Consider the following 24,103-nt stretch of genomic DNA (forward strand, 5'->3'; position numbering starts at 1 on the left):
GGCGAACGTCAGGCCGGGAGGGTCCAGCGCTGGTTGGCGCCGGCGAAGCAGTCCCAGATCTGCAGCCGGGTGCCGTCGGCGGAGCTGTTGCCGGTGGCGTCCAGGCACTTGTTCGACTGCGGGTTGCGCAGCGTGCCGTTGGACTGGGCCTGCCAGACCTGGGCGCCGCTGCCGTTGCAGTCCCAGAGCTGAACCGGGGCGCCGTTGGCGGTGGAGCCGCTGGCGACGTCGGCGCACTTGCCGAGGGCGCGCAGCGTGCCGTTGCTGGCCACGGTCCAGCTCTGCGCGCTGGTGCCGTTGCAGCCCCACAGCTGCACAGCCGTGCCGTTGGCACTGCTCGCCGAGGCCACGTCGACGCACTTGCCGCCGATCCCGGTGATCGGGCCGGTACGACCGGTCGGCGGCGGGGTCGTGCCGCCCATGATGGTGTCGTACATCGCGCTGACCAGCGAGGTCGAGCCGGTGGTGTCCTGCGACAGTTCCCAGTTCATCACGCCGCCGGCGTTGGCCAGGGCCCACTGCGTCTTGCGCTTGACCGTCGGGATGGCGTTGTAGCACTGCTGTGCGCCGGCGACGGTGGTGCAGTCCCGGTTGGCGTTGGCCGGGTCCATCCCGACCAGCGCCGAGTAGGTGTAGTAGCCGGGGCGGCTGTAGAAGGGGATCCCGAGGACGGCCTTGCTGGCTGGCAGGCCGCGGGACTTCCACAGGTTGATGCTGGCGATCGACCAGTCGTAGTTGGCGTGCGGGCTGCCGCCGTCGTACGCCATGATGTTGAGCCAGTCGACCTGGCCGAACACGGCCGTCTGCACGCCCTGGACGCTGCCGCCCTCGGAGACCACCGCGGCGGTGAGCAGCTTGCCGCGGCTGTGCATCGCGCTGCCGAGCTGCGTCATGAGCTGGGTGTAGTTGTTCGCCGACGCGCCCGCGTCCGGGTACTCCCAGTCCATGTCGACGCCGTCGAGGTTGTACTGGTTGACGAAGTTGACCAGGTTGTTGACGAAGTTGGTCCGGCTGCCGGCGTTGGCGGCCAGCGCCTCGAATGCGGAGTCGTTGCCGTCGTTCCAGCCGCCGACCGCGATCGACACCTTGACGTTGTTGGCGTGCCCGAGCGAGACCAGCGAGGAGAGCTTGCTCGGGTTCTCCACCGGGCGCAGGCTGCCGTCGTTGTTGGGCAGCACGAAGGCGTAGTTGATGTGGGTGAGCTTGTTGTATTGGACGGTGTTGACGTTGCCGGCCCAGGAGGGCATGTAGCCGACGCTCTTGAAGTTGTTCGGCAGCACCACGGCCTGCGCGGCGGTGGGGACGAGGGTGACGGTGGCGCCGGCCGTGGCCAGCGCGAGCAGGCCGGCGGCGAGGGCGCGGCGCAGTGGTGAGGACATCGAGGGCCTTCCCGTGGGCGGGGGACGACAGCCGCCCACGCAGGGTGGTCGCGGGCGGTCGGTGCGGGACGCAGGGACGGTGGGCCTCGAGGCAGCCAAATCTTAAAGAGTGTTAACTGTCGTAGTCAATCAACGTTGGTGGATTTCCGGACGTGCCCGCCGTCAAGAAGGGGCCCCTGCTCTACACCAGGCGTTGATGAGGTGCCCTTCCTTCGGGCTGCGCGCCGGCTGCCGGCTATCCCCAAACGACCGTTAAGCTGAGCGGGTGGGAACCCAGGAGCTGTACCCGCCCGACCGGCTGATCGCCGCGCAGCGCGCCACCGCCGCCGCCGGCCTGGACGCCCTGCTGCTCACCCCGGGCTCCGACCTGCGCTACCTGACCGGGTACGACGCCCACGCGGGGGAGCGGCTGACCTGCCTGGTGCTGCCGGCGGGGGGCGAGCCGACGCTGATCGTGCCCACGCTGGAGCGACCGGCCGCGGAGGCCTCCCCGGCGCCGGCCACCGGGGTGCGCATCGTCGATCACGCCGACGGCACCGACCCGTACCCCCTGGTCGTCGCCGCCCTCGACGGACCGCCCGCGGCGATCGGGCTGGCCGACCGGATGTGGGCCGAGCAGGTCCTCGCACTGCGTGCCGCGCTGCCCACCGCGGCGCAGCGACTCGCCGGCGAGGTGCTGCGCGAGCTGCGGATCCGCAAGTCGCCGGCGGAGGTCGCGGCCCTGGCCGAGGCCGGCGCGGCGATCGACGAGGTGCACCTGCGAATGGGGGAGTGGTTGCGCCCCGGGCGCACCGAGGCCGAGGTGGCCACCGACATCGCCGCGGCGATCCGCGCCGCCGGGCACGTCAGCGTGGACTTCGTGATCGTGGCGGCCGGGCCGAACGGAGCCAGCCCGCACCACGGCACCTCGGACCGGCCGATCGGCGCTGGCGAACCGGTGGTGGTGGACATCGGCGGCACGATGCCCTCGGGCTACCGCTCGGACTGCACCCGCACGTACGTCTCCGGCGGACCGGCGCCGGCCGAGTTCCTGGACTACTACGCGGTGCTGCGCGACGCCCAGCGCGCCGCGGTGGCGGCGGTACGGCCCGGAATCAGCGGCGCCGCGGCCGACGCCGCGGCCCGGGAGCCGATCGCCGCCGCCGGCTACGGCCCCGCGTTCCTGCACCGCACCGGCCACGGCATCGGTCTGGACGGTCACGAGGAGCCCTACCTGGTGGCTGGCAACGACCGGCCGCTGGAGCCCGGAATGGCGTTCTCCATCGAACCGGGCATCTACCTGGCGGGCCGGCACGGCGCCCGTATCGAGGACATCGTCGTCTGCACCACGGACGGCGTGCAGCGGCTCAACACCACCCCCACGGAGCTCATCGCGCTATGACTGTCGACCGGATCCTCCCCACCGACGAGGCCCACGACCTGCTGGACCTCGCCACCGAACTCGCCGATCGCGAGCTCGCGCCGAAGGCCGTCGGCTTCGAGGAGCGCGCCGAGTTCCCCCGCGAGGTGCTGCGAACCCTCGGCCGGGCCGGTCTGCTTGGCCTGCCGTACCCGGAGGAGCACGGCGGCGCCGCACAGCCGTACGAGGTGTACCTGCAGGTGCTGGAGATCCTGGCCAGCCGCTGGCTCGCGGTCGCCGAGGCGGTCAGCGTGCACACCCTGTCCTGCTACCCGGTGGCCGCGTTCGGCAGCGACGAGCAGCGCAAGCTGCTGCCTGACATGCTCGGCGGTGAACTGCTCGGCGCGTACTGCCTCTCCGAGCCGCAGGGCGGCTCCGACGCGGCGGCGCTGAGCACCCGGGCGGTCCGCGACGGTGACGCGTACCTCGTCTCCGGCACCAAGGCGTGGATCACCCATGCCCGGACCGCCGACTTCTACAACGTCTTCTGCCGCACCGGCGGGCCTGGTCCGAAGGGCATCTCCTGCCTGCTCGCCGACGCCGGCACCGCCGGCATCGCCCCGCAGGCGGCCGAGCGGACGATGGGGCTGCGCTCGTCGCCGGTGGCGCAGGTCGCCTTCGACGAGGCGCGGGTGCCGGCCGAACGGCTGATCGGCGGCGAGGGGGCGGGCTTCACCATCGCGATGTCCGCGCTGGACTCGGGCCGGCTGGGCATCGCGGCCTGTGCGGTCGGGCTGGCCCAGGCCGCCCTGGACTACGCGGTCGGGTACGCCCGGGAGCGGCAGCAGTTCGGTCGGGCGATCGTCGACTTCCAGGGGTTGGGCTTTCTGCTGGCCGACGCGGCGACCCAGATCTCCGCCGCCCGCGCGCTGACCCTCGCGGCGGCCCGGCTGCGCGACGCCGGGCGTCCGTACTCGATCGAGGCGGCCAAGGCGAAGCTCTTCGCCACCGACATGGCGATGCGGGTGACGACCGACGCCGTGCAGGTGCTCGGTGGCGCCGGCTACGTGGCCGACCACCCCGTGGAGCGGTACATGCGCGAGGCCAAGGTGTTGCAGATCGTGGAGGGCACCAACCAGATCCAGCGGCTGGTCATCGCCCGGGCGCTGGCCAAGGGCTGAGCACGGGTCGACGATGCGTGGTGGCGTGGCTGCGGTGGGTCCACCGCGGCCCGCCGTCGGCGCGGTCCGGTGGGAGCCTCATCGCCGTCGGGCGTTTTTCCCGGTAGGTTGCTCGCCGTGGAGGAGATCGACCGCGCCATCGTCGCAGCGTTGACCGCTGACGGCCGCCTGTCGTACACCGACCTGGCCGACAAGGTGGGGCTGTCGGTGTCCGCCGTGCACCAGCGGGTGCGCCGGCTCGAGCAGCGCGGTGTGATCAAGGGGTACGCCGCGCGGGTCTCCTTCGAGGCGCTGGACCTGCCGCTGACCGCGTTCGTGGCGATCCGCCCGTTCGACCCGTCGCAGCCGGATGACGCGCCGGAGCGGCTGGCTCACCTGCCCGAGATCGACTCCTGCTACTCGGTGGCGGGGGAGGACTTCTACATGCTGCTGGTGCGGGTCGCCAGCCCGACCGACCTGGAGCGGGTGCTCCAGGAGATTCGTACGTCGGCGAACGTGACCACCCGGACCACGGTGGTGCTGTCCACGCCGTACGAGAACCGGCCGCCGAAGATCAGTGCCGGGCCACCGAGTCGGTCGCGGTCCCGGGTGCCGGAGGAGCCGGCTGGTTCCACCGCAGGATGACCTGCCGCCCGTGCTCGTGACCGAGCACGCTGACCGTGGCGGTGTCCAGGCGCAGCAGGCCGCCGGCGGACGGGGGCAGGCCGATCCAGCGGGCGCCGAGCACCCGCAGGCTGTGCGCGTGACCCACCAGCGCCACGGTGCCCCGGTCGAGCAGTGGGGCGACCCGGGTCAGCACCCGGTCGAGGCGGGCTCCCACCTGCGCGGGTGACTCTCCGCCGGGGGATCCGTCGGTCCAGATGTTCCAGTGCGGTTGGTCTTCGTGGATGTCGGCGGTGGTGCGGCCCTCGTACTCGCCGTAGTTCCACTCGCTGAGGTCCTCGTCGACGGTGTCGACGGTGAGCCCGGCCAGCTGCGCGGTGCGCAGCGCACGGGAGCGGGGGCTGGCCAGCACCGTGACGAATCGCCGCCCGGCCAGGAACGCGGCGAGGGTGCGGGCCTGCCGCTCGCCGTCGGGGGTCAGCTCCAGATCGGTGTACGAGGTGTGTCGCCGCGTGGCGCTCCAGGTGGTCTCGCCGTGTCGGATCAACAGGAGCTCTCCCATGCGGCCAGTTAACCATCGCGAACACGGCGGCACCGGTCGGCCTCCGATGCAGCCGCTTCATGCACTCAACCTATCGTCCTAGGACGCTCTACCGGATGTGCCGACCGGCACTGCCGGTTTCGGCACCCGGAGACCGGGCAAGCGAGCCGGGAGAGCCGCCAGACGGAGGAGGCACGATGAGCTTCACCGAGAAGGCACGGAACAAGGTCGAGCAGATGGCCGGTGCCGCGAAGGAGCGGGTCGGCGACAAGACCGACAACGAGCAGATGCGTGGCGAGGGCGCCAGCCAGCAGAGCAACGCGCGCGCCAAGCAGGCCGGTCAGGACATGAAGGAAGCCGGTCGCAACGTGAAGGACGCCTTCACGAAGTGACCTGAGCGGTCCGCGGGTCCCCGGGCGACGATGCGCCCGGGGACCCGTCGTGTGCGCCGGCTAGGGTCGCGAGGTGACCGTGCTGCGCTCCCTGGTGTTGTTCGCGCTGGCCGCGCTGGCCGAGATCGGCGGCGCCTGGCTGGTCTGGCAGGGTTGGCGGGAGCAGCGCGGCCTGTGGTGGATCGCCGCCGGCGTGGTCGCGTTGGGCGCGTACGGCTTCGTCGCCACGTTCCAGCCGGACGCGCATTTCGGCCGGATCCTGGCCGCGTACGGCGGGGTGTTCGTGGCGGGCTCGCTGGGCTGGGCGATGCTGGTGGACGGCTTCCGCCCGGACCGGTGGGACCTGACGGGCGCGGCGCTCTGCCTGCTCGGCGTCGCCGTCATCATGTACGCGCCGCGCGGCGCCTCGGCCTAGCGTCGCCGGCATGCCAACGCGCCGCCCCGCGGTCGTCGTTCAGACGGCGGAACGCTCCGCGATCGGCCGGCGGCGCAGGCCCACGCTCGAAATGGCCGGCGGTACGTAGGCCACGTCGTTGGGGCCGGCGTCGGTGCCGGGGGGAGCGATCTCGTCGATCCGGTCGAGGATGTCGTCGGTCAGCGTGACGTCGGCGCCGGCCAGCAGGTCGTCGAGCTGCGCCATGGTGCGCGGCCCGATGATCGCCGAGGTGACGCCCGGGTGCGCGATCGCGAACGCCATCGCGAGATGGGTCATCGGCAGGCCGGCCTGTTCGGCGAGCGGGATGAGCTGCTCCACCACGTCGAGCTTGCGCTCGTCGCTGAAGTGCTGCGGGGTGTAACCCGACCGGTGGCTGTCGAACTGCTGGCCCTTGCGGTACCGGCCGGTCAGCAGGCCCTGGCCCAGTGGGCTCCACACCAGCGTGCCCATCCCGTAACGCTGGCAGACCGGTAGCACCTCACGTTCGATGCTCCGGTTGAGGATCGAATACGGCGGTTGCTCGGTCCGGAAGCGTTCGAGGCCGCGCCGCTCGGCGACCCACTGCGCTTCGACGATGTCCGAGGCGGGGAAGGACGAGGCGCCGATCGCGCGTACCTTGCCGCTGTGGATGAGGTCGGACAGGGCGGACAGCGTCTCCTCCACGTCGACGGACGGGTCGGGACGGTGGATCTGGTAGAGGTCGAGGTGGTCGGTCTGCAACCGGCGCAGGGAGTTCTCGACCGCTGTCATGATCCAGCGCCGCGAATTCCCGCGGTGGTTCGGGTCGTCGCCCATCGGGTAGTGCAGCTTGCTGGCGAGTACGACGTTGTCACGGCGGCCCTTGAGCGCCTTTCCGACGATCACCTCCGATTCGCCGCCGGAGTACACGTCCGCGGTATCGACGAAATTGATCCCTGCATCCAGTGCCTTGTGGATGATGCGGATCGAGTCGTCGTGGTCGGGGTTTCCCATGGCGCCGAACATCATGGCGCCGAGGCAGTACGGGCTGACGTTGATTCCCGTGCGGCCCAGGTTGCGGTATTTCATGGTTGTCCCTTGGAGTGATTCGGTGATTGGTCGATCTCGTGCCGGACAGGAACGGCGCGTGACCGTTTCCTGGGGTGTGGACTATCCGGACCGAGTCGAGGACGCGGTGCGCAGTTCCTCGTCGTCGAACACGATTTCGACAAGTGGGCTGCCCGCGAACCAGTCGTCGAACGTCTGGCGCCGGCTGACCCGAGCGGCGATCTCGGGTCGGTTCTGCAGGTCGAGGACCGCGGTGATCACCCGCCGTCGTGTCGGCTCGTCGACCGGCACCGCGGTGGCGGGCAGGTCGGCGGTGACACCGTGCTTGAGATGCACCGTGAACCGTGGGTGGGCGCGTACGTTCGCGTACCAACTGCGGGGTCCGGGCATCCCGGTCAGGTACCAGCGACCGTCGACGCGGTGGAACCAGATTTCGATGCGTCGTGGGATGCCGGTGCGTGCGCCCAGTGTGGTGATGTCGATGGTGCGCTCGGCCGCGGACGAATCCGGTCCGATGGCGAGGGCTCGCGCGACGGCGTCGTTCACGGTCATGGGCGGATCGAGGGTTCGTCGTAGCGGGGCGCGTCGCCCTCGATCACGGTCCGGCTCGTTGTGTACGTCATTTTCTAACCCTCTCGCTGAGCGTGGGCCTGCACCGTCCTTTTTGCTTTTGGATGGCTGTCCCGGAATTTCCGGCAGGTTCTGATGAGTCCATTGAAGCAGCGCCGCAGAGGCCGAACTAGCGAAATCGTGTCGTGTGGTTGCACAATCCTCTCCGCCCAGAGTCGGCGTCAGGGAAGTGCGGTGCCGGCACTTCCAGATCCGGCACGTATTCGCAGCGCGTCGATGCTGGGCGGAGCGCCGAACAGGCGCCGGTACTCCCGGCTGAATTGGGACGGGCTGTCGTATCCGACGCGATGGGCAACGCGGGTGATGTCGTTGGGGCTGTTTGTCAGCAGTAGTCGCGCCGTCTGCAGCCGGATGTGCTTCTGGAACTGGATGGGGCTCATCGCCGTCACCGCCTGGAAGTTCCGGTGGAACGCGGAGACGCTCATTCCGGAGAGGTGTGCCACCTCCTCGACGCGGAACGGCCGGCTGTAGTTCTCTCGGATCCATTGGACGGCCCGGGCGATGTGGCTCAGGCTGCTGTCCGCCAGGCCGATCTGCCGAACGGCCTCACCTTGTTCGCCGGTCATCAACCGCCAGAGGATCTCGCGCTTGAACAGGGGGGCCAGGGTCCTGCGGTCCTGTGGCCGGTCGAGCAGGCGTAGCAGCCGCACGATGGCGTCGAGCAGCTCGTCCGGGGCGTCACTGACCGCGATTCCGGGCCGTGCGGTGCTGGGGGAGCGTGGCAGGTCGCCCGGCCCGGCCCGCAGCAGCAGCTCCGCGATGGCGGCGGGGTCCAGGGTCATCCCGAAGCCGAGTGCGGAGTGGCCCGGGGCGGCTTCGATGACGTGCCCTGTCACCGGGAGGTCGATCGAGGCGACGAGGTACTGACCTGGGCCGTACTCGTAGACCTGGTCGCCGAGGGCGAGGCGCTTGCCACCCTGGGCGATGACCGCCAGCACCTTGCCGGACATGGAGGAGACCGGGGGAGCGGTGTGGTCGATCCGGCAGACCCGCACGCCTTCGATGGCGGTGGTCAGATCGAGGCGCACATGCCGTTCCAACAGTTCGCGAAGCTCGTCCAGGAGCATGCCCCGAGTGCAGCACGAGACCTGCGGTGACCGCTGGTCAGCGGCAGGATCGTGCAAGGACTCGCCAGTTTCGTGGCTACGTCCATCGGGCCTGGTCGAGAGCTGGGGGACAACGGTTCGCCTTCACGTTTGCGATGATCACCGCCGTGATCCGACCTTGGTTGCGCCCGCTGCTCGGTGTTCTGGTCGCGGCGGCCGTCGTTGGCGCTGCGGCGTCCGCGATCGCGCTCTCCGGGGCGCCGTCGCCGGACGCGCCCACCCTCGTCGGCCCGTCCATCGAGGCCGCCGTTGCGGGAGGGCCGTCGAGTAGCGCCGAGGCCACCGCACAGGTACGTCCACCGGCGGCCACCGTTGCGGGAGCGACGCGGGTGGGGAGCCGGCCACCGGTGGTGGATCACGGCCCGCGTACCGGCAACCGGGTCGCGCTGACGTTCGACGCGGACATGACCGACGGGATGCTGCGGAACCTGCGTGCCGGTCGGGTGAAGTCCTACGCCAATCTGCGCATCGTCGACCTGCTGGAGCGGGAGCAGGTGCCGGCGACGTTCTTCCTGACCGGCAAGTGGGTGGAGCGGTATCCGGACCTCACCCGGCGGCTCGCGGACAACCCGCGCTTCGAGCTGGCCAACCACACGTACGGGCACCTGGCGTACACGGGCGACTGCTACGACCTGCCGCGGGTGCCCGCGAAGGGCATGACAGAGGACGCGGCGAAGACCTTTGAGCTGATCGAGCCGTACGGCGGCCGGCAGACGCGGTACTTCCGGTTTCCGGGGCTCTGTCACGACGCGGCGGCGCTGTCCGCGCTGGCACCGCTCGGCCTGACGGTGGTGGACGGGGACGTGGTCAGCGGCGACCCGTTCGCCACCGCCTGGGAGCCGATCGTGCGGGCGGTGCTGGACAACGTACGCCCCGGGTCGGTCGTGATCATGCATGTGACCGAGGCGAACGCCGCGATGACGGACGAGGCGCTGCCGCACATCCTGGCCGGGCTCCGCGACCGGGGCCTGGTCCCGGCGACGCTGTCCGAGGTGCTGGCCGCCACCTGACCGGCCCGCACGTCCAGGCTGAGGTGTCGACGTACGGCGCGGCGGGAGCTGTTTCTGATGCCGGTCAGGGAGGCTCCGGCATGATGTTGGCGAGCGCGATACCTCGGAGTCATATTGATACCCCAGAGGCATCACGCTCGTCACGGACCGACCGATGCCTTGCCGCGGCGGCTGATGTCGGTTCTCATCGGAGACTCATGCCCTCGCTTCGTCTTGACTGGCGGTGGCTCAGGTGGGAACGGGCCGGGACTCCTCCCGGTTCCCCGGCAGTAACGCGTCCAGCGTCGCTGCCCGGTCAGGATGTCTAGCGGCACCAGGGCCAGCACGACCACCTCGGCGAGCCGCCCGGAGCTGGCGAGATCGCCACGCTGGTGGCGAAGACCCGATGCCGGTTGAGCGGTTCGGCGACCGCGCCGGCGGCGAGCATAAGCTGGCGAAGGTGGCGTTGTAGCCGTTCACCACCCGCACGCTGGCCAGCCCGTCAGCCGACGGATCCTTGCGGCGGGTGGGCCGACGCATGGCGGAACGCCCAACCCGTCAATGGTTGGGCGTTCCCACCGTCGCGAGGCGACAGGTCACTTCTCGTCGTTGGACCGATCGTCCCCGTTGTTGTGGCCCTTGTCCCGGTCCTTGTCGCCCTTGTCGTCGTGGCCCTTGTCCCGGTCCTTGTCGCCCTTGTCGTCGTGGCCCTTGTCCCGGTCCCGGTCCTCGTGGTCCCGGTCCCAGTTCTTCTGGAACTCGTTCCAGTCCCGGTCCTCGTCGTCGCTTGACCACGAGTCCCGGTTCTTGTCGTCCTGGTCCCGCTTGTCGTCGCTCTTGATCTGGCCGCGGATTTCGCCGTTCGGGTACTTCTTGGTGTGCACGTTCACGTAGGTGACGCCGGCTTCGATCGCGTCGACGAGTTCGTCGAACTCGCCCGGCTCGATGCCCTGGTCGGCGGGGCCGACCACGTCATCGGGCTTGATGGTCCCCTCGATGGTGGCTGGGGCCTGGGGGCAGGACTGGACGTCGTGCGACGGGCCACCCTTCGCGTCCTTCAGGTTGGAGCACAGGAAGACGGCGATGCCGCCGCTCTGGTGCCTCCCTCCGAAGTGGATGTGCGCCTGCTGGACGTCCTTCAGGTCCTCGTAACTTCAGCTCGAACTCGATCTTCTTGTCCCGTTGGTCGATCGTGGCTTCGAACCGGCCGGAGCCGGGCGTCGAGATCGGCTTTGGGTCTTCCTCGAAGCCGCTGAGCTTGGCCCGGACGTTCACCTCCTTTCTGTCCCGCGAGTCGCTCCAGTCCCGCGAGTCGTGGGAGTCGTGCGACTCCCGCTTGTCGCCCGAGTCGACTCGGCCGTCGCCCATGGCGGCGGTGCCGATGGCGCTTGCCGCCACTGCTGCGCTGGCCGCCATCGCGACCGCCCAGAGTCGGGTACGTCCCATCACTGCTGCTCCCTTCTACGTGGAGTCCTGAGCCGCGGGATCACTGGCGGACGAACCACTCATGACCGGACTCAGGCAGGCAAAGGTGCCGTGCGCCGGAGGTCGTTGTCGTCGAGACCGTCCAGCACTCGGTTCGATTAGCACCCTTTGTGAAATTGTTCCACGTTCGTGGCAAAGGTGAGTCGGCTTCCCTGATCCGACCGCCAAGGGATCTTCGAGAGCTGTAGATCAGACTGTGCCCTGTGCGGCCCGCCCGGGCGGTTCGACGGGGCCGACCACGCTCGATGCGGCGGCCGTCGGTGCACGCCCCGGCGGTACCCTCCGGCACCAGCACGGCGGTGACGGTGACGAGCTGGACGTGGGGGAGGGTGACGCCGACGGCGACGGTGGCCAGCACCGCCAGCACGGCGCTGAGCCGGCTGAGGGGGATGGGCAGGCGCAGGGCGCGGCGGGCGGCGGTGACGCCGATCAGGAAGAGCGCCGCTGAGGGCGAGGCGGCGCCGGGGTCGCCGGCTGGTCGGGATGGGCGACGGCGGCGTGCAGCCCGGCGGCGGTGGGAATGACCCCGAGCAGCAGCAGGACCTGGGGAAGGACCTAGGCGCGGGCGGCGGTCCGGCTGGGCGGCGGGTGCCCCCGATCGGCGGTGCCGGCGTCCGGGGCGGGCCGCGGGTGGCGCCTGGTGGGGGCGGTAGTCGCCCGGAATGGCCGACACCCCCGGGAGGGGATCCCGGGGGTGTCGTGGGTGGTGGGTCAGTCGTCGCGGTGGTCGGCCCACCACTGCTGGCCGGCCTCGGGCAGGGTGTCGATCGGGTCGTAGTAGGCGTAGCGCTTGTTGAGCGCCTCCAGGTCGGCGGACTCGATGGAGGTGCGGTAGTTCTTGGTCCAGTAGGAGATGCCGCGGTCGCGGTCGTAGTCGGTGAGCATGTGCACCCAGCGCTTGCCGACGAAGGGGACGTCGCAGACGATTCGCGGGGTGGCGTAGCCGGGCAGGTAGCCCATGATGTCGTGCTGGAGCTGCTGGGCGTGCCAGACCGGGACCCGCCAGTGTTCGGCGTTGGGGATCATGTCGCACATGTAGAAGTAGTACGGCAGGATCCCGGCCTCGCCCTGCAGCGCGAAGCAGAGGTCGAGCAGGTCGGGGGTGGTGGCGTTGACCCCGCGCATGAGCACGCCCTGGTTGCGGACGTCGCGGACGCCGACGTCGAGGGCGGTCTGGGCGGCCTTGGCGACCAGTGGGGTGAGCGACTGGGCGTGGTTGACGTGGGTGTGGATGGCGAGGTTGACGCCGCGGCGGGCGGCGGTGCGGGCGACGCGTTCCAGGCCCTCGACCACGTCGGGCTGCAGCCAGTGCTGAGGCAGGCCCATGAGGGCCTTGGTGGCGAGCCGGATGTCGCGGACCGTCTCCAGTTCCAGCAGGCGCATCAGGTACGACTCGAGGTTGCGCCAGGGCACGTTGGCCACGTCGCCACCGGAGACGACGACGTCGCGGACGCCGGGGTGGGCCTTGAGGTAGCTGATGTGGGCGTCGTAGCGCTCGACGGGCTTGAGGGTGAGTTTGAGCTTGTCGACGGCGGGGGTGGAGTTGCCGACGAGGTCCATCCGGGTGCAGTGCCCGCAGTACTGGGGGCAGGTGGAGAGCAGCTCGGCGAGGACCTTGGTGGGGTAGCGGTGGGTGAGCCCCTCGGCGACCCACATGTCGTGCTCGTGCAGGGAGTCGCGGCTGGCGTACGGGTGCGACGGCCAGTCGGTGCGTCGGTCGGAGGCGACCGGGATCATGTAGCGACGGATGGGGTCGGCGAGCAGCGCCTCGGTGGTGAGGGACGCGAACGGCACCATCGTGTTGATCATCTGGGGTGGCACCAGCATGGACATGGTGGCCAGGGCCTGCTGGTCGGCCTCGAGGTCGGCGTAGAAGCTCTCGTCGATGAGGTCGCCGAAGACGACGCGCAGCTGCTTGATGTTCTTGACGCAGTTGACGCGCTGCCACTGGGCGGATTCCCACTGGTCGCGGGTGACGTGGCGCCAGCCGGGGAAGCGGGTCCAGTCCGGCTCGACCAGGGGGTGGCGGCGGTATTCGTACGGCTGCCCGGCGGTCGGTACGGCGACCGGGGCGTGACGGGGTTGAGGGATGGTCTCAACCGGTTGGGTCTGGGTCACGGCCCCTCCTCGGTGCTGCGGCTGATCAACGAAACCCGAAGGCTACTGGAAAATATCCGGTGAAGAAATTAGTCTGCCGTAAGTTTTCCCGTTACGCGAGTCCCTGGCCGGGGCTTCGGGCGGCTGGACAGGGGAGGTCGGCGTGACGTCACCGGTGGGACTGCACCGCGTCGTGGAACCGGCGGGGGTGCTGCCGCAGGCCGCCTGGCGGTTGGACGCGTCCGCCGCGATCGCGCCGAACGAGGTGCGGATCCGGGTGCAGCGGCTGAACCTGGACGCGGCGAGCTTCCGGCAGTTGTCGGAGAAGCACGGCGGGGACGGCGACGCGGTCCGCGCCGAGGTGCTGGAGATCATCTCGACCCGGGGGAAGATGCAGAACCCGGTGACCGGGTCCGGCGGGATGCTGATCGGCACGGTCGAGGAGGCCGGCCGGCGATCCCCGCTGGGCCTCAAGCCGGGCGAGCGCGTCGCCACCCTGGTCTCGCTGACCCTGACCCCGCTGGTGGTGACCGACGGGCTGGCCCGCTGGGACGGGCGCAGCGAGCAGGTGCCCTGCGACGGGTGGGCGATCCTGTTCGCCCGCTCCATCGCCGCGGTGCTGCCCGACGACGAGGACCCGCAGCTGTCCCTGGCCGTGCTGGACGTGTGCGGAGCACCCGCGCTGACCGCGCGGGTGGTGTCGCGCTACGTCGACGAGCGGCACCGCGCCGGCGATCCGACGCCGGTGCGCGTCGCGGTGATCGGCGGCGCGGGCAAGAGCGGGTCGCTGTCGCTGGCCGCGGCTCGGCGGGCGGGCGCCGCGCGTACCGTCGGGGTGGTGCCGGTGGCGGCGGAGCGCGACGCGCTGACGGCCGCCGGCCTGGCCTCGGTGGTGGCGATGGCCGACGCCCGGGACCCGGTGGCGCTGTCCACGGCGGTGACCACCGCCCTGGGCAGCCCGGCGGACGTGACGGTGGTCTGCGTGGACGTGCCGGGTTGCGAGCACGGGGCGGTGCTGGCCACCGCCGACGGCGGCACGGTGATCTTCTTCTCGATGGCGACGAGCTTCTCCGCTGCGGCGCTGGGCGCCGAGGGGCTGGCCGCGGACGTGACGATGCTGGTGGGCAACGGGTACGTGCCGGGGCACGCGGAGCTGGCGTTGGGGCTGCTGCGCGCCGAGCCGGGGGTGCGTCGGCTGTTCGCGGCGCGGATCGCGGCAGACTGAGGTCATGACGAACCCCTCGACCTTGTACCGCGGCGGCGTGCTGCACTGTCCCGCCGACCCGAGCGCGACCGCGTTGCTGGTCTCCGGTGGGCGGATCGCCTGGCTGGGGACCGATGGTGACGCGCCGCCCGCCGACCGGGTGGTGGACCTCGGCGGGGCGCTGGTGACGCCGGCGTTCGTCGACGCGCACGTGCACGCCACTGACACCGGGTTGACGCTGTCCGGGCTGGAGTTGTCCGGGGTGCGCTCGGCGGGCGAGTTGCTGGACGCGGTGGCCGCGTTCGCGGCCGGCCTGCCGGCGGACGCGGTGGTGCTGGGGCACGGCTGGGACGAGTCGAGCTGGCCGGACCCGGCGCTGCCGGACGCGGCGGCGCTGGACCGGGCGGCCGGTGGCCGGCGGGTGTACCTGTCGCAGGCGTCCATCCACTCGGCGCTGGTGTCGGCGGCGCTGCTGGCGGCGTGCCCGCAGGCGGCGGCCGCGGCCGGGTACGACGCGTCGGGCTGGTTGCGTCGCGACGCGCATCACGTGGTGCGGGCGGCGGCGCAGGCATCGGTGAGCCGGGCGCAGCGGGTCGCCGCGCAGCGGGTGGCCCTGGCGCACGCGGCGTCGCTGGGTATCGCCGCGGTGCACGAGTGCGGCGGCCCGGACATCTCCGACGAGGAGGACTTCACCGGTCTGCTGGGCATCTCCGGCGCCGGGCTGCCGGAGGTGTACGGGTACTGGGGTGAGTTGGGTGGCGCGGCGCGGGCCCGGGAGCTGGGTGCGGTGGGCGCCGGTGGTGACCTGTTCGCCGACGGGGCGTTGGGTTCGCGTACGGCGCACGTGTCGCAGCCGTACGGCGACGGCGACGGTTGCGGGCACGGGTACCTGTCGGTCGAGCAGGTGCGTGATCACCTGCTGGACTGCGCGGCGCACGGCATGCAGGGCGGATTCCACGCCATCGGCGACGCGGCGATCGGCACGGTGCTGGAGGGCTTCGCGGCGGCGGCCGGAACGCTGGGCGTGGAGCGGCTGCGCGCCGCCCGGCACCGCATCGAGCACGCGGAGATCATGAACAAGCGGCTGATCGCCGGGTTCGTGGAGTACGGGGTCGTGGCGAGCATGCAGCCGGCGTTCGACCGGCTGTGGGGTGGCGCGGGCCGCATGTACGAGTCGCGGTTGGGTCTGGACCGGTCGTTGGAGTCCAACCCGATGGGCGCGATGCACGGGGTGGGGGTGACGCTGGCGTTCGGGTCGGATTCGCCGGTGACGCCGCTGGACCCGTGGGGGTCGGTGCGGGCGGCGGCGGCGCACCACAACCCGGCGCAGCGGATGAGCGTGCGGGCGGCGTTCGCCGCGCACACGCGCGGCGGGTGGCGGGCGGTGCACCTGGACGTGGAGGGGGTGTTGGCGCTGGGCGCGCCGGCGACGTTCGCGGTGTGGTCGACGCCGGCCGGCGTACAGCGGGGCCTGCCGGTGCTGCTGGCCGAGGACCCGGAGCTGCGGGGTCCGGACGATCCGACGCCGCTGCCGGTGTGCCGGAGCCTGGTGCTGCGCGGTGAGGTCATCTATCAGGAAGGGTCGTCGTGACCGGGAAGCTTGATCTTGATCCGTTGCTGGTGGCCAGGGCGCGGGAGTTGGCGCGCCGGGCCGGGCAGCCGGTGGTGGACCTGGCGCGCAGCCACACCACGGTGTCGGTGGAGCGGGCGGTGCTGCGGCTGGCCGGGGTGACCGGCGCCGACCCGGACGGCATTCCGTGGGTGAACCGGCTCGTCGACGCGGTCGTCGCGGACGTGGGGCTGGGGCACGGGGTGGCCGTGCCGGTGTTCGACGCCCTCGCCCGCGAGGGCGTCACGGACGTGACGTTGCTGGCGCAGAAGGCCGCCGCCGGGTCGGTGCGTTTCACCCAGCCCACCGGGCGGGCCGCCACGGCCGCCCGGTCCGCGGCGCGCAGGGCGGTCGGCGCGGGCATCCGGCGTATCGACCGGCGACGCGCGGAGCGGGACCGCCTCGTCAAGCGGCACGGGGACCCGGCGCAGCGGCCGTGGATCTACCTGATCGTGGCGACCGGGGACATCTACGAGGACATTCCGCAGGCGCAGGCGGCGGCCCGGGCGGGCGCGGACGTCATCGCGGTGATCCGCTCCACCGGGCAGTCGCTGCTGGACTACGTGCCCGAGGGCGCGACCCGGGAGGGGTTCGCCGGCACGTACGCGACCCAGGAGAACTTCCGGCTGATGCGGGCGGCGCTGGACGAGTCGTCGAAGGAGTTGGGCCGCTACGTGCGGTTGACGAACTACGCGTCCGGGCTGTGCATGCCGGAGATGGCGACCCTCGCGGGGTTGGAACGCCTCGACATGATGCTGAACGACTCGATGTACGGGATCCTGTTCCGCGACATCAACCCGATCCGCACCTTCGTCGACCAGCGGTTCTCCCGGCAGGTCCACGCCCGCGCCGGGATCATCATCAACACCGGTGAGGACAACTACCTGACCACCGCCGACGCCGTCGACGAGGCGCACACGGTGACCGTGTCGCAGCTGCTCAACGAGTTCTTCGCGCACGAGGCGGGCCTGGCGGACTGGCAGTTGGGGCTGGGGCACGCGTTCGAGATCAACCCGGAGGTGCCGGAGTCGTTCCGGTTGGAGCTGGCGCACGCGCTGCTGGCCCGGGAGCTGTTCCCGGACGCCCCGCTGAAATGGATGCCGCCGACCAAGCACATGACCGGCGACGTGTTCCGGGGCAACCTGCTCGACGGGTTCTTCAACCTGGCGGGCGCGCTGACCGGTCAGGGCATCCTGCTGGTCGGGATGATGACCGAGGCGGTGGTGACGCCGTGGCTGTCCGACCGTGACATCGCCCTGCAGAACGTGCGGTACGTGCTGGGCGCGGCCGGTGGGCTGCACGAGGACTTCGTGCCGGCGCCGGGCGGGTTCATCCGGCGGCGCGCCAACCAGGTCCTCGGTGAGGCGTTGGATCTGCTGGAACGCATCGGGGAGCAGACGCTGCTGACCGCGATCGCCGAGGGCACGTTCGGGATCATGAAGCGGCCGGCGGACCGCGGTAAGGGCCTCGCCGGGGTCGCCGCGCACGAGGCCGACTACTGCAACCCGGCCACCGAGATCCTGGAAGGGGACGCGGCATGAGCGCCGCCGACGCGAAGAAGATCGTGCGGCCGTACGGGGACACCACCGGTGACGGGATGGTGCAGGTGTCGTTCACCCTGCCGGTGTCGCACGACAAGCGGGCCGAGGGCGCGGCGGTGCAACTGGCCAACCGGATGGGCATCGACCCGGCGATGGTGGTGCACGCCAAGCCGATGGGCGACGGGTTCACCTTCTTCGTCGTCTACGGGCGGGTGAACCACCTGGTCGACCTCGACGCGGTGCAGGTGGTGGAGCGGGACTTCGCGCTGCTGTCGGCCAAGGAGGTCAACACGGTGGTCAAGCAGCGGCTGCGGCGCAAGCTGTCCGTGGTCGGGGCGTGCATCGGCACCGACGCGCACACCGTGGGCATCGACGCGATCCTCAACGTCAAGGGCATCGCGGGGGAGAAGGGCCTGGAGTACTACCGGGAGCTGAAGGTCACCAACCTGGGCGCGCAGGTCAGCGTGCCGGAGCTGGTGGAGGCCGCCCGGGCGGAGAAGGCCGACGCGGTGCTCGTGTCGCAGGTCGTCACCCAGCGCGACGCGCATTTGCACAACACCCGGGAGATGTCCGCGGCGTTCCGCGAGGCGATGCCCGCCGGGCGGCGGCCGCTGCTGATCGTCGGCGGCCCCCGGTTCGACGAGTCGATGACCGACGAGCTGGGCGTGGACCGGATCTTCGGTCGGGGCACCACGCCCGGCGAGGTGGCCAGCTATCTGGTGCACGCCCTGATCACGCAGCGGAAGGCGATGGCATGACGGACTCCAGGCTCGGATTGACGGTGACGCACCGGCGGTACGTGCCGTACTCGCACGCCCACTACGCCGGCAACCTCGTCGACGGGGCGTACGCGTTGGCGTTGTTCGGGGACGTGGCGACCGAGGTGTGCATCCGCACCGACGGTGACGAGGGCCTGTTCGCGGGATATTCCGACGTGCGGTTCAGCGCGCCGATCCGGGCCGGTGACGTGGTCGAGGTGACCGCGCGGGTGTCCCGGGTGGGCTCGCGCAGCCGCACGCTGGAGCTGAGCTGCGCGGTGGTGTGCCGGGGTCGGCCGGACCGCTCCGAGTCCGCCGCCGAGGTCCTCGACCCGCCGATCGTGGCGGTCACCGCGACCGGCACCGTGGTCGTTCCCGCCGCGTCGTGACCCTGGCGGTCTGCGCGGACGTCGGCTCCACGTACACCAAGGCGGCCGTGGTGGACCTGGCCGCCGGTGTGCTGGTGGGCGCGGCGGCGGCGCCCACCACGGTCGGCAGCGACGTACTGCACGGCCTGGACGCCGCGGTCGCGGCGGCCACCGCCGGGCTCGGCGTGCGCGACGTGCCGTGGTACGTCTGCTCGTCGGCCGGCGGTGGGCTGCGGCTGGCCGTGATCGGCTACGAGCCGCTGGTCACCGCGCAGGCGGGCCGGCGGGTCGGGTTGTCCGCCGGGGCGCACGTGGTGCACGTGGCGGCCGGGCGGCTCGGCGCGGCGGACCTGGCGGCGCTGCGGGCGGCCCGACCCGACGTGGTGCTGCTGGTCGGCGGCACCGACGGCGGTGACGCCGACACGATCACCCACAACGCGACCCGGCTGGCCCGGGCCCGCTGGCGGGTGCCGGTGGTGCTCGCCGGCAACGGCGACGTACGCGCGGAGCTGACCGGGCTGCTGGAGTCCGCCGGGGTGCCGGTGACGGCGGCGGAGAACGTACTACCCCGCATCGGGGTGCTCGCCCCCGCGTCGGCGCGGGCGGCGATCCGCGCGGTGTTCCTGCGCCACGTCATCGGCGGCAAGCGGCTGTCCCGGGGCACCCGGTTCGCCCGGCTGGTGCGGGCGGCCACCCCCGACGCGGTCCTGACCGGCGTGGAGGTACTGGCCGACAGCATCGGCGGGGACCTCGCCGTGGTGGACGTGGGTGGGGCCACCACCGACGTGTACTCGGTGCTCACCCCCGACGAGCGGGCCACCGGGCCGGGCCGGGAGGTCGCCGGCAGCCTGTGGCGGGCCCGCACCGTGGAGGGAGACCTGGGCATGCGGTGGAGCGCCGCCGGGGTCGTGCGCGCCGCCGCAGAGGAGCGGCTGCTGACACCCGGTGAGCAGGACGACCTGGCGGTGGCCGCGGCGCGCCGCGCCGCCGATCCGGCTTTCCTGGCCGCCGACGACGCCGAGCGGGCCGTGGACGCCCGGATCGCCACCCTGGCGGCGACGGTCGCGCTGCGCCGGCACGCCCGGGGCGCCGCGACCGGCGAACGCGCCGGCCGGGACCTGCGCGACGTGCGGCTGCTGGTGGGTTCCGGCGGGGTGCTGCGGCACGCGCCGGCGGACGCGGCGGGACGGGTGCTGGCGGCGGTCCTCGGCGACCACGCCGGGGGTTGGGCGCTGCCGCGCGCCGCCCGGCCGGTGGTGGACACCGACTACGTGCTGGCCGCCGGTGGACTGCTCGCCGAGGAGCACCGGGCGGCCGCGGGGGCGCTGCTGCGCCACCACCTGATCACCCATTGAGACACGCCGACCCGACACGCCGTGGTGCAACACACGACAGGCCGGGGGTGGGTTGACAGGAGGCGGGGTGCAACACGTACCGTCTTTGAGTCCTACCACGGGAAGCGGCTGTTGTTCGCTTCGTCCCTTCGTCCGCTGGCCGAGCGACAGTTTTCAGCGTCATCGTCGCGGCGGCCAGGTCCAGCGGGCGGGGGTCGGCGGGGCGGCGCGAACCGGTCGCGGTTACCGGTGTACGGGCAGGGTGAGGTGCACGGCCAGTAGACAACGGCCCGGCGGGGGCAGCCAGTCCGCGTCCGGTCGGTCCGAAGGTCGGCGTGCCTCGTCCTCGCCGCACCGGCCGGGGAGGGCCTGGGAGCATCGGGGCGCGGCGCGAGCCGCGCCCCGATTTCATGTCCGCTGGGTGGTCCGTCCCCTGGCGGCCCGATGCGGCCAACAGGGCCGCCGGCCAGGTAGCCTTCGCCCCGTGATCGAGGAACCGCGGTGACGACACTGGACCGGGACGAGACGCGCACCCCGACGGTGCCGCCCCGGCCGGTCGTCGTCGGCCGCCCGCTGCCGCTGCGGGTCGCCGTGCCGATGGCCGTGGCCGCCGGGCTGGCGCTGCTGGTCGCGTTCCCGCCGTACGGAGTGTGGCCACTCGCGCCCGTCGGGGTGGCGTTGCTGGCCGCCGCGGCGCACCGGCGGCGGTTGCGCGCCGGCGCCGGCCTGGGCTTCCTCACCGGGGTGGCGCTCTTCGCGCCGCTGCTGGCCTGGACGAACCTGCACACCGGCTACCTGCCGTGGGTGCTGCTGTCGCTGTTGCAGGCCGGCTACCTGGCGCTGCTCGGCGCCGCCACCGCCTGGGTGTCGCCGCTGACCGACCGGAGCCGGTGGGCGTGGCCGGCGCTGACCGGGCTGCTCTGGGTGGGGCAGGAGGCGCTGCGCGACCGGACCCCGTTCGGGGGGTTCCCGTGGGGGCGCCTGGCGTTCAGCCAGGACTCCTCGCCGCTGCTGCGCCTGGCCGCGCTGGGCGGCGCGCCGCTGGTCACCTTCGCGGTGGCCCTCATCGGTGGGCTGCTGGTCACCGCCGCCTGGCGGGGCTTCACCGCCGTCCGGCAGACACCGCCGGGCGGCGAGACCGTACGGCGCTGGCTGCCGGTGGCCGTACCGGCCGCCGCCGCCGTGGCACTGGGCGCGGTGGGACTGCTGGTGCCGGTCGCGTCCGCCGGGTCGGGCGCCCCGGTGACGGTGGCGATCGTGCAGGGCAACGTGCCGCGCCTGGGGCTGGACTTCAACGCCCAGCGGCAGGCGGTGCTGAACAACCACGTCGACGCGACCCTGGAACTGGCCGCGCGGGTCGCCGCCGGCACACAGCGCCAACCCGACCTGGTGGTGTGGCCGGAGAACTCCAGCGACATCGACCCGCTGCGCAACCCCACCGCCGGGGCCCGCATCGCCCAGGCCGCCGACACGGTCCGCGCGCCCATCCTGGTCGGCGCGGTGCTGCTCGGCCCCGGCCCCGGCGAGGTCCGCAACGCGGGCATCCTGTGGCGGCCCGACACCGGCGCGGACCTGAGCCAGCTGTACACCAAGCGGCACCCGGTGCCGTTCGCCGAGTACGTGCCGCTGCGCGACGTCGCCCGGATGGTCAGCAAGCAGGTCGACCTGATCCGCAACGACTTCGTTCCCGGCAGCACCCCGGGCGTGGTACGCGCCGGCCCGGCGGTGCTCGGCGACGTGATCTGCTTCGAGGTCGCCTACGACGAGGTGGTCCGCGACACCGTCACCGGCGGCGCGCAGCTGCTGGTGGTGCAGACCAACAACGCCACCTTCGACGTGGCCGAGGCCCGCCAGCAGCTGGCCATGGTGCGCCTGCGGGCGGTGGAGCACGGCCGTGCGGCGTTGATGGCCTCCACGGTCGGGGTGTCCGGGTTCGTCGCCCCCGACGGACGGGTAAGCGACGCCACCGGGTTCAACACCCGGGAGGTCGTGGTGCGGGAGATGCGGCTCGACGACGGGCGCACCCTCGCCACCCGGCTCGGCTGGTGGCCGGAGCTGGCACTCGCCGGGTTGGCCGCGGCCGCCCTGGTCGGCGCGGCGGTGCTGCGCCGGCGGCAGCGGGTCCTGCCCGGATAGCAGCAGCCGGTACGCCGGCGGGAGCGGAGGAACCGTGATCCAGGCGACCGATACCGTCCGACGTCCCGACGAGGTGCCCGGCGTGGGCCGGGTGCTGGTGGTGATCCCCACCTACAACGAGGCCGAGAACATCGCCGCGATCGTGGCCCGGGTCCGCCGGGCCGCCCCGGCGGTGCAGATCCTGATCGCCGACGACAACAGCCCCGACGGCACCGGCGCCATCGCCGAGGCCCTCGCGGACGCCGACGCGCACGTGCAGGTCATGCACCGGGAGGGCAAGCAGGGCCTCGGGGCGGCGTACCTGGCCGGGTTCGACTGGGCGCGCGAGCGCGGCTACCAGGCCGTGGTGGAGATGGACGCCGACGGCTCACACGCCCCGGAGGACCTGCCGGCGCTGCTGCGGGCCGCCCGCGACGCGGACGTGGTGATCGGGTCGCGGTGGACCAGCGGCGCGCGGGTGGTGAACTGGCCGCTGCGGCGGTTGCTGCTGTCGCGCTTCGGCAACCTGTACGCGCGGCTCGCGCTGGGCATGCCGCTCTCGGACGCCACCGGCGGCTACCGGGTGTACCGGCTCAGCGCGTTGGACGCCATCGACCTGGCGTCGGTGTGCTCACAGGGCTACTCGTTCCAGGTGGAGCTGTCCCGGCTCGCGCACCAGGCCGGGGTGCGGATCGTGGAGGTGCCGATCACCTTCGCCGAACGGGAGCGCGGGGACAGCAAGATGAGCCCGCGGATCGTGGCCGAGGCGCTGTGGCGGATCACCACCTGGGGGGTGCAGGACCGCCGGCAGGCGGTGCGCCGGGGCCTGCACGGCACCCCGACCGGTCAGGTGCGGTGGCCGTGAGCGCGGCCGTGTCATGCTGGATGGGCGGGACACGTTCCTGTGTCGCGGGATGGCGATGAGGTGAGATGCGCCGAGGACTGAGGTTCGTACCGTTGGCCCTGCTGCTGGCGGTGGTGCTGGAGCTTGCGGTGTTCGTCCTGGTGGGGCGGGCGCTCGGATTCGGTGCGGCGGTGCTGCTGGTGTTCGCGGCGTCGCTGCTCGGGCTGGTGCTGCTGCGCCGGGAGGGGATGCGCGCCTGGCGTGGTTTCCGCTCCGCCGCGGAGGCCGGGCAGCCACCGGGGCGGCAGGTGACCGACGGCCTCGTCGGGTTGGCCGGCGCGCTGCTGCTGGCGGTGCCCGGCCTGGTCAGCGGGCTGGTGGGGTTGTTGCTCATGGTGCCGCCGCTGCGGCGCCTGGCCCGCTCCGGGGTGCAACGCACCACCGAGCGGCGGGTGTCGTCGATGGTCGCCGGTGACCTGTTCGGGCCGCGTACGGTGCGGGTGCGTCAGGGTGCGCCGCAACCGACACCGCGTGCCGAGCCGGAGCAGCCGGTGGTGGTCGACGGCGGCCGGGCCATCGAGGGCGAGATCATCGAGCCGCGCCGCAACTGAGGGTGGACACGACGACGCCCCCGGGAATTTTCCCGGGGGCGTCGTGTCGTGCGGTTGCGGCTCAGGCGCGGCCGCGGCGGGTCCGAACCTCCTGGAGCCTCTCGGCGAGGATGTCCTCGAGCTCGGCGATCGAGCGCCGCTCCAGCAGCATGTCCCAGTGGGTACGCGGCGGCTTGGCCTTCTTCTGCTCCGGCTCGTTGCCGTCGACGAGTCGAGCGACGCTGCCGTCGAACTTGCATTCCCAGGTCGTCGGGACCTCGGCGTCGACGGCGAACGGCACCTCGAACTGGTGGCCCTTGGCGCAGAGGTACTCGCGGGTCTGGCGCGGCGCGAGCTCCGTGTTGCGGTCGGATTCATAGCTGACCGCGCCCAGGCGGCTTCCGCGCAGCATACGCTCGCCCATGATCGACTTCCCCTCGTTCGTGGTGCTGGTCTTCTGGGTGTAACGGTGCGGTCCCGTCGAGCCATTCCCGCCCGAGGGCGTGAGGCGTCCACGGGTGGGCCGGGACCAAGGG

The 24,103-nt window shown here is 72.0% G+C and carries 24 protein-coding genes; 16 read left to right on the forward strand and 8 right to left on the reverse strand.

Features of this window, described 5'->3' with window-relative positions; genetic code table 11:
* Positions 1–8: 8 nt before the first annotated feature.
* Entirely contained in the window at positions 9–1,379 is a 1,371-nt protein-coding gene (locus BUS84_RS07355; protein WP_074309912.1) for a glycosyl hydrolase family 18 protein, read from the reverse strand.
* Between the two features lie 265 nt (positions 1,380–1,644).
* Between BUS84_RS07355 and BUS84_RS07360 the strand changes: the two genes are divergently transcribed.
* The 3 genes from BUS84_RS07360 (at position 1,645) to BUS84_RS07370 (ending at position 4,523) form a co-directional block, all read left to right on the forward strand.
* Positions 1,645–2,760, forward strand: coding sequence for a M24 family metallopeptidase (locus tag BUS84_RS07360; protein WP_074309914.1), 1,116 nt, complete (start codon positions 1,645–1,647; stop codon positions 2,758–2,760).
* Positions 2,757–3,899, forward strand: a complete 1,143-nt coding sequence (locus tag BUS84_RS07365; protein WP_074309915.1) for an acyl-CoA dehydrogenase family protein — start codon at positions 2,757–2,759, stop codon at positions 3,897–3,899. Before BUS84_RS07360 ends, BUS84_RS07365 begins: the two co-directional genes overlap by 4 nt.
* Before the next feature lie 117 nt (positions 3,900–4,016).
* On the forward strand, positions 4,017–4,523 hold the full coding sequence (locus tag BUS84_RS07370) for an Lrp/AsnC family transcriptional regulator (RefSeq protein WP_074309917.1): 507 nt from the start codon (positions 4,017–4,019) through the stop codon (positions 4,521–4,523).
* Here BUS84_RS07370 and BUS84_RS07375 read toward each other — a convergent pair.
* The gene (locus BUS84_RS07375; protein ID WP_074309919.1) at positions 4,453–5,064 is read right to left on the reverse strand and encodes a histidine phosphatase family protein; all 612 of its coding nucleotides are present in this window, start codon (positions 5,062–5,064) and stop codon (positions 4,453–4,455) included. The two genes, BUS84_RS07370 and BUS84_RS07375, sit on opposite strands and share 71 nt — an antisense overlap.
* Before the next feature lie 176 nt (positions 5,065–5,240).
* Between BUS84_RS07375 and BUS84_RS07380 the strand changes: the two genes are divergently transcribed.
* A complete protein-coding gene (locus BUS84_RS07380) occupies positions 5,241–5,435 on the forward strand; it encodes a CsbD family protein (RefSeq protein WP_074309921.1) in 195 nt (64 codons plus the stop codon).
* Between the two features lie 73 nt (positions 5,436–5,508).
* Positions 5,509–5,850 (forward strand): YnfA family protein, encoded by a 342-nt coding sequence (locus BUS84_RS07385; RefSeq protein WP_074309923.1) that lies wholly within the window; start codon positions 5,509–5,511, stop codon positions 5,848–5,850.
* Between the two features lie 39 nt (positions 5,851–5,889).
* Here the strand turns inward: BUS84_RS07385 and BUS84_RS07390 are convergent, their stop codons facing one another.
* The 3 genes from BUS84_RS07390 to BUS84_RS07400 all read right to left on the reverse strand — a co-directional run bounded on the left by BUS84_RS07390 (position 5,890) and on the right by BUS84_RS07400 (position 8,594).
* Positions 5,890–6,918 (reverse strand): aldo/keto reductase, encoded by a 1,029-nt coding sequence (locus BUS84_RS07390; RefSeq protein WP_074309924.1) that lies wholly within the window; start codon positions 6,916–6,918, stop codon positions 5,890–5,892.
* Between the two features lie 81 nt (positions 6,919–6,999).
* Positions 7,000–7,449: a nitroreductase/quinone reductase family protein gene (locus tag BUS84_RS07395; protein ID WP_074309926.1), complete on the reverse strand. Its 450-nt coding sequence runs from the start codon at positions 7,447–7,449 to the stop codon at positions 7,000–7,002.
* Between the two features lie 239 nt (positions 7,450–7,688).
* The gene (locus tag BUS84_RS07400) at positions 7,689–8,594 is read right to left on the reverse strand and encodes an AraC family transcriptional regulator (protein ID WP_074309928.1); all 906 of its coding nucleotides are present in this window, start codon (positions 8,592–8,594) and stop codon (positions 7,689–7,691) included.
* A gap of 146 nt (positions 8,595–8,740) precedes the next feature.
* On the opposite strand from BUS84_RS07400, the gene BUS84_RS07405 reads away from it, so the two are divergent.
* Positions 8,741–9,643 carry a polysaccharide deacetylase family protein gene (locus BUS84_RS07405; protein ID WP_244298424.1) on the forward strand — a complete coding sequence of 301 codons (903 nt, stop codon included), beginning with the start codon at positions 8,741–8,743 and terminating at the stop codon, positions 9,641–9,643.
* Between the two features lie 575 nt (positions 9,644–10,218).
* Here BUS84_RS07405 and BUS84_RS07410 read toward each other — a convergent pair.
* Positions 10,219–10,764 (reverse strand): CHRD domain-containing protein, encoded by a 546-nt coding sequence (locus BUS84_RS07410; protein WP_084757274.1) that lies wholly within the window; start codon positions 10,762–10,764, stop codon positions 10,219–10,221.
* A 662-nt stretch (positions 10,765–11,426) separates the two neighbouring features.
* On the opposite strand from BUS84_RS07410, the gene BUS84_RS40595 reads away from it, so the two are divergent.
* Positions 11,427–11,555, forward strand: coding sequence for a hypothetical protein (locus tag BUS84_RS40595; RefSeq protein ID WP_280175104.1), 129 nt, complete (start codon positions 11,427–11,429; stop codon positions 11,553–11,555).
* Positions 11,556–11,818: 263 nt separating this feature from the next.
* Here BUS84_RS40595 and BUS84_RS07430 read toward each other — a convergent pair whose 3' ends face one another.
* On the reverse strand, positions 11,819–13,225 hold the full coding sequence (locus tag BUS84_RS07430; protein WP_074309939.1) for a KamA family radical SAM protein: 1,407 nt from the start codon (positions 13,223–13,225) through the stop codon (positions 11,819–11,821).
* A 142-nt stretch (positions 13,226–13,367) separates the two neighbouring features.
* On the opposite strand from BUS84_RS07430, the gene kdd reads away from it, so the two are divergent.
* The 9 genes from kdd (at position 13,368) to BUS84_RS07475 (ending at position 23,588) form a co-directional block, all read left to right on the forward strand.
* The gene (kdd, locus tag BUS84_RS07435; RefSeq protein WP_074309941.1) at positions 13,368–14,429 is read left to right on the forward strand and encodes an L-erythro-3,5-diaminohexanoate dehydrogenase; all 1,062 of its coding nucleotides are present in this window, start codon (positions 13,368–13,370) and stop codon (positions 14,427–14,429) included.
* Between the two features lie 4 nt (positions 14,430–14,433).
* Positions 14,434–15,999: an amidohydrolase gene (locus BUS84_RS07440; protein WP_074309942.1), complete on the forward strand. Its 1,566-nt coding sequence runs from the start codon at positions 14,434–14,436 to the stop codon at positions 15,997–15,999.
* Positions 15,996–17,558, forward strand: coding sequence for a lysine 5,6-aminomutase subunit alpha (kamD, locus tag BUS84_RS07445; RefSeq protein WP_074309944.1), 1,563 nt, complete (start codon positions 15,996–15,998; stop codon positions 17,556–17,558). The genes BUS84_RS07440 and kamD overlap by 4 nt, the downstream gene beginning before the upstream one ends.
* On the forward strand, positions 17,555–18,316 hold the full coding sequence (kamE, locus tag BUS84_RS07450; RefSeq protein WP_074309946.1) for a lysine 5,6-aminomutase subunit beta: 762 nt from the start codon (positions 17,555–17,557) through the stop codon (positions 18,314–18,316). The genes kamD and kamE overlap by 4 nt, the downstream gene beginning before the upstream one ends.
* Positions 18,313–18,705: a 3-aminobutyryl-CoA ammonia lyase gene (gene kal, locus BUS84_RS07455; RefSeq protein WP_074309948.1), complete on the forward strand. Its 393-nt coding sequence runs from the start codon at positions 18,313–18,315 to the stop codon at positions 18,703–18,705. The genes kamE and kal overlap by 4 nt, the downstream gene beginning before the upstream one ends.
* On the forward strand, positions 18,702–20,039 hold the full coding sequence (locus tag BUS84_RS07460; RefSeq protein WP_074309950.1) for a glutamate mutase L: 1,338 nt from the start codon (positions 18,702–18,704) through the stop codon (positions 20,037–20,039). The genes kal and BUS84_RS07460 overlap by 4 nt, the downstream gene beginning before the upstream one ends.
* 489 nt (positions 20,040–20,528) lie before the next feature.
* The gene (gene lnt, locus BUS84_RS07465; RefSeq protein ID WP_425293444.1) at positions 20,529–22,154 is read left to right on the forward strand and encodes an apolipoprotein N-acyltransferase; all 1,626 of its coding nucleotides are present in this window, start codon (positions 20,529–20,531) and stop codon (positions 22,152–22,154) included.
* 34 nt (positions 22,155–22,188) lie between these two features.
* Entirely contained in the window at positions 22,189–22,998 is an 810-nt protein-coding gene (locus BUS84_RS07470; RefSeq protein ID WP_074309954.1) for a polyprenol monophosphomannose synthase, read from the forward strand.
* A 65-nt stretch (positions 22,999–23,063) separates the two neighbouring features.
* Positions 23,064–23,588, forward strand: coding sequence for an FxsA family protein (locus BUS84_RS07475; RefSeq protein WP_074309956.1), 525 nt, complete (start codon positions 23,064–23,066; stop codon positions 23,586–23,588).
* Positions 23,589–23,649: 61 nt separating this feature from the next.
* Here the strand turns inward: BUS84_RS07475 and BUS84_RS07480 are convergent, their stop codons facing one another.
* Complete coding sequence (locus BUS84_RS07480; protein WP_007460094.1) at positions 23,650–23,991, reverse strand: RNA polymerase-binding protein RbpA; 342 nt, start codon at positions 23,989–23,991, stop codon at positions 23,650–23,652.
* Positions 23,992–24,103 lie beyond the last annotated feature (112 nt).

The organism is Micromonospora cremea (genome assembly GCF_900143515.1).
GTDB lineage: Bacteria > Actinomycetota > Actinomycetes > Mycobacteriales > Micromonosporaceae > Micromonospora > Micromonospora cremea.

Bases quoted from the DNA above. Each gene is read 5' to 3' on its own strand.
- BUS84_RS07390 (WP_074309924.1), bottom strand. From the start codon at position 6,918: ATGAAATACCGCAACCTGGGCCGCACGGGAATCAACGTCAGCCCGTAC.
- BUS84_RS07395 (WP_074309926.1), bottom strand. From the start codon at position 7,449: ATGACCGTGAACGACGCCGTCGCGCGAGCCCTCGCCATCGGACCGGAT.
- BUS84_RS07355 (WP_074309912.1), bottom strand. From the start codon at position 1,379: ATGTCCTCACCACTGCGCCGCGCCCTCGCCGCCGGCCTGCTCGCGCTG.
- BUS84_RS07375 (WP_074309919.1), bottom strand. From the start codon at position 5,064: ATGGGAGAGCTCCTGTTGATCCGACACGGCGAGACCACCTGGAGCGCC.
- BUS84_RS07475 (WP_074309956.1), top strand. From the start codon at position 23,064: ATGCGCCGAGGACTGAGGTTCGTACCGTTGGCCCTGCTGCTGGCGGTG.
- BUS84_RS07480 (WP_007460094.1), bottom strand. From the start codon at position 23,991: ATGGGCGAGCGTATGCTGCGCGGAAGCCGCCTGGGCGCGGTCAGCTAT.
- BUS84_RS07365 (WP_074309915.1), top strand. From the start codon at position 2,757: ATGACTGTCGACCGGATCCTCCCCACCGACGAGGCCCACGACCTGCTG.
- BUS84_RS07400 (WP_074309928.1), bottom strand. From the start codon at position 8,594: ATGCTCCTGGACGAGCTTCGCGAACTGTTGGAACGGCATGTGCGCCTC.
- kal (WP_074309948.1), top strand. From the start codon at position 18,313: ATGACGGACTCCAGGCTCGGATTGACGGTGACGCACCGGCGGTACGTG.
- BUS84_RS07380 (WP_074309921.1), top strand. From the start codon at position 5,241: ATGAGCTTCACCGAGAAGGCACGGAACAAGGTCGAGCAGATGGCCGGT.
- kamE (WP_074309946.1), top strand. From the start codon at position 17,555: ATGAGCGCCGCCGACGCGAAGAAGATCGTGCGGCCGTACGGGGACACC.
- BUS84_RS07440 (WP_074309942.1), top strand. From the start codon at position 14,434: ATGACGAACCCCTCGACCTTGTACCGCGGCGGCGTGCTGCACTGTCCC.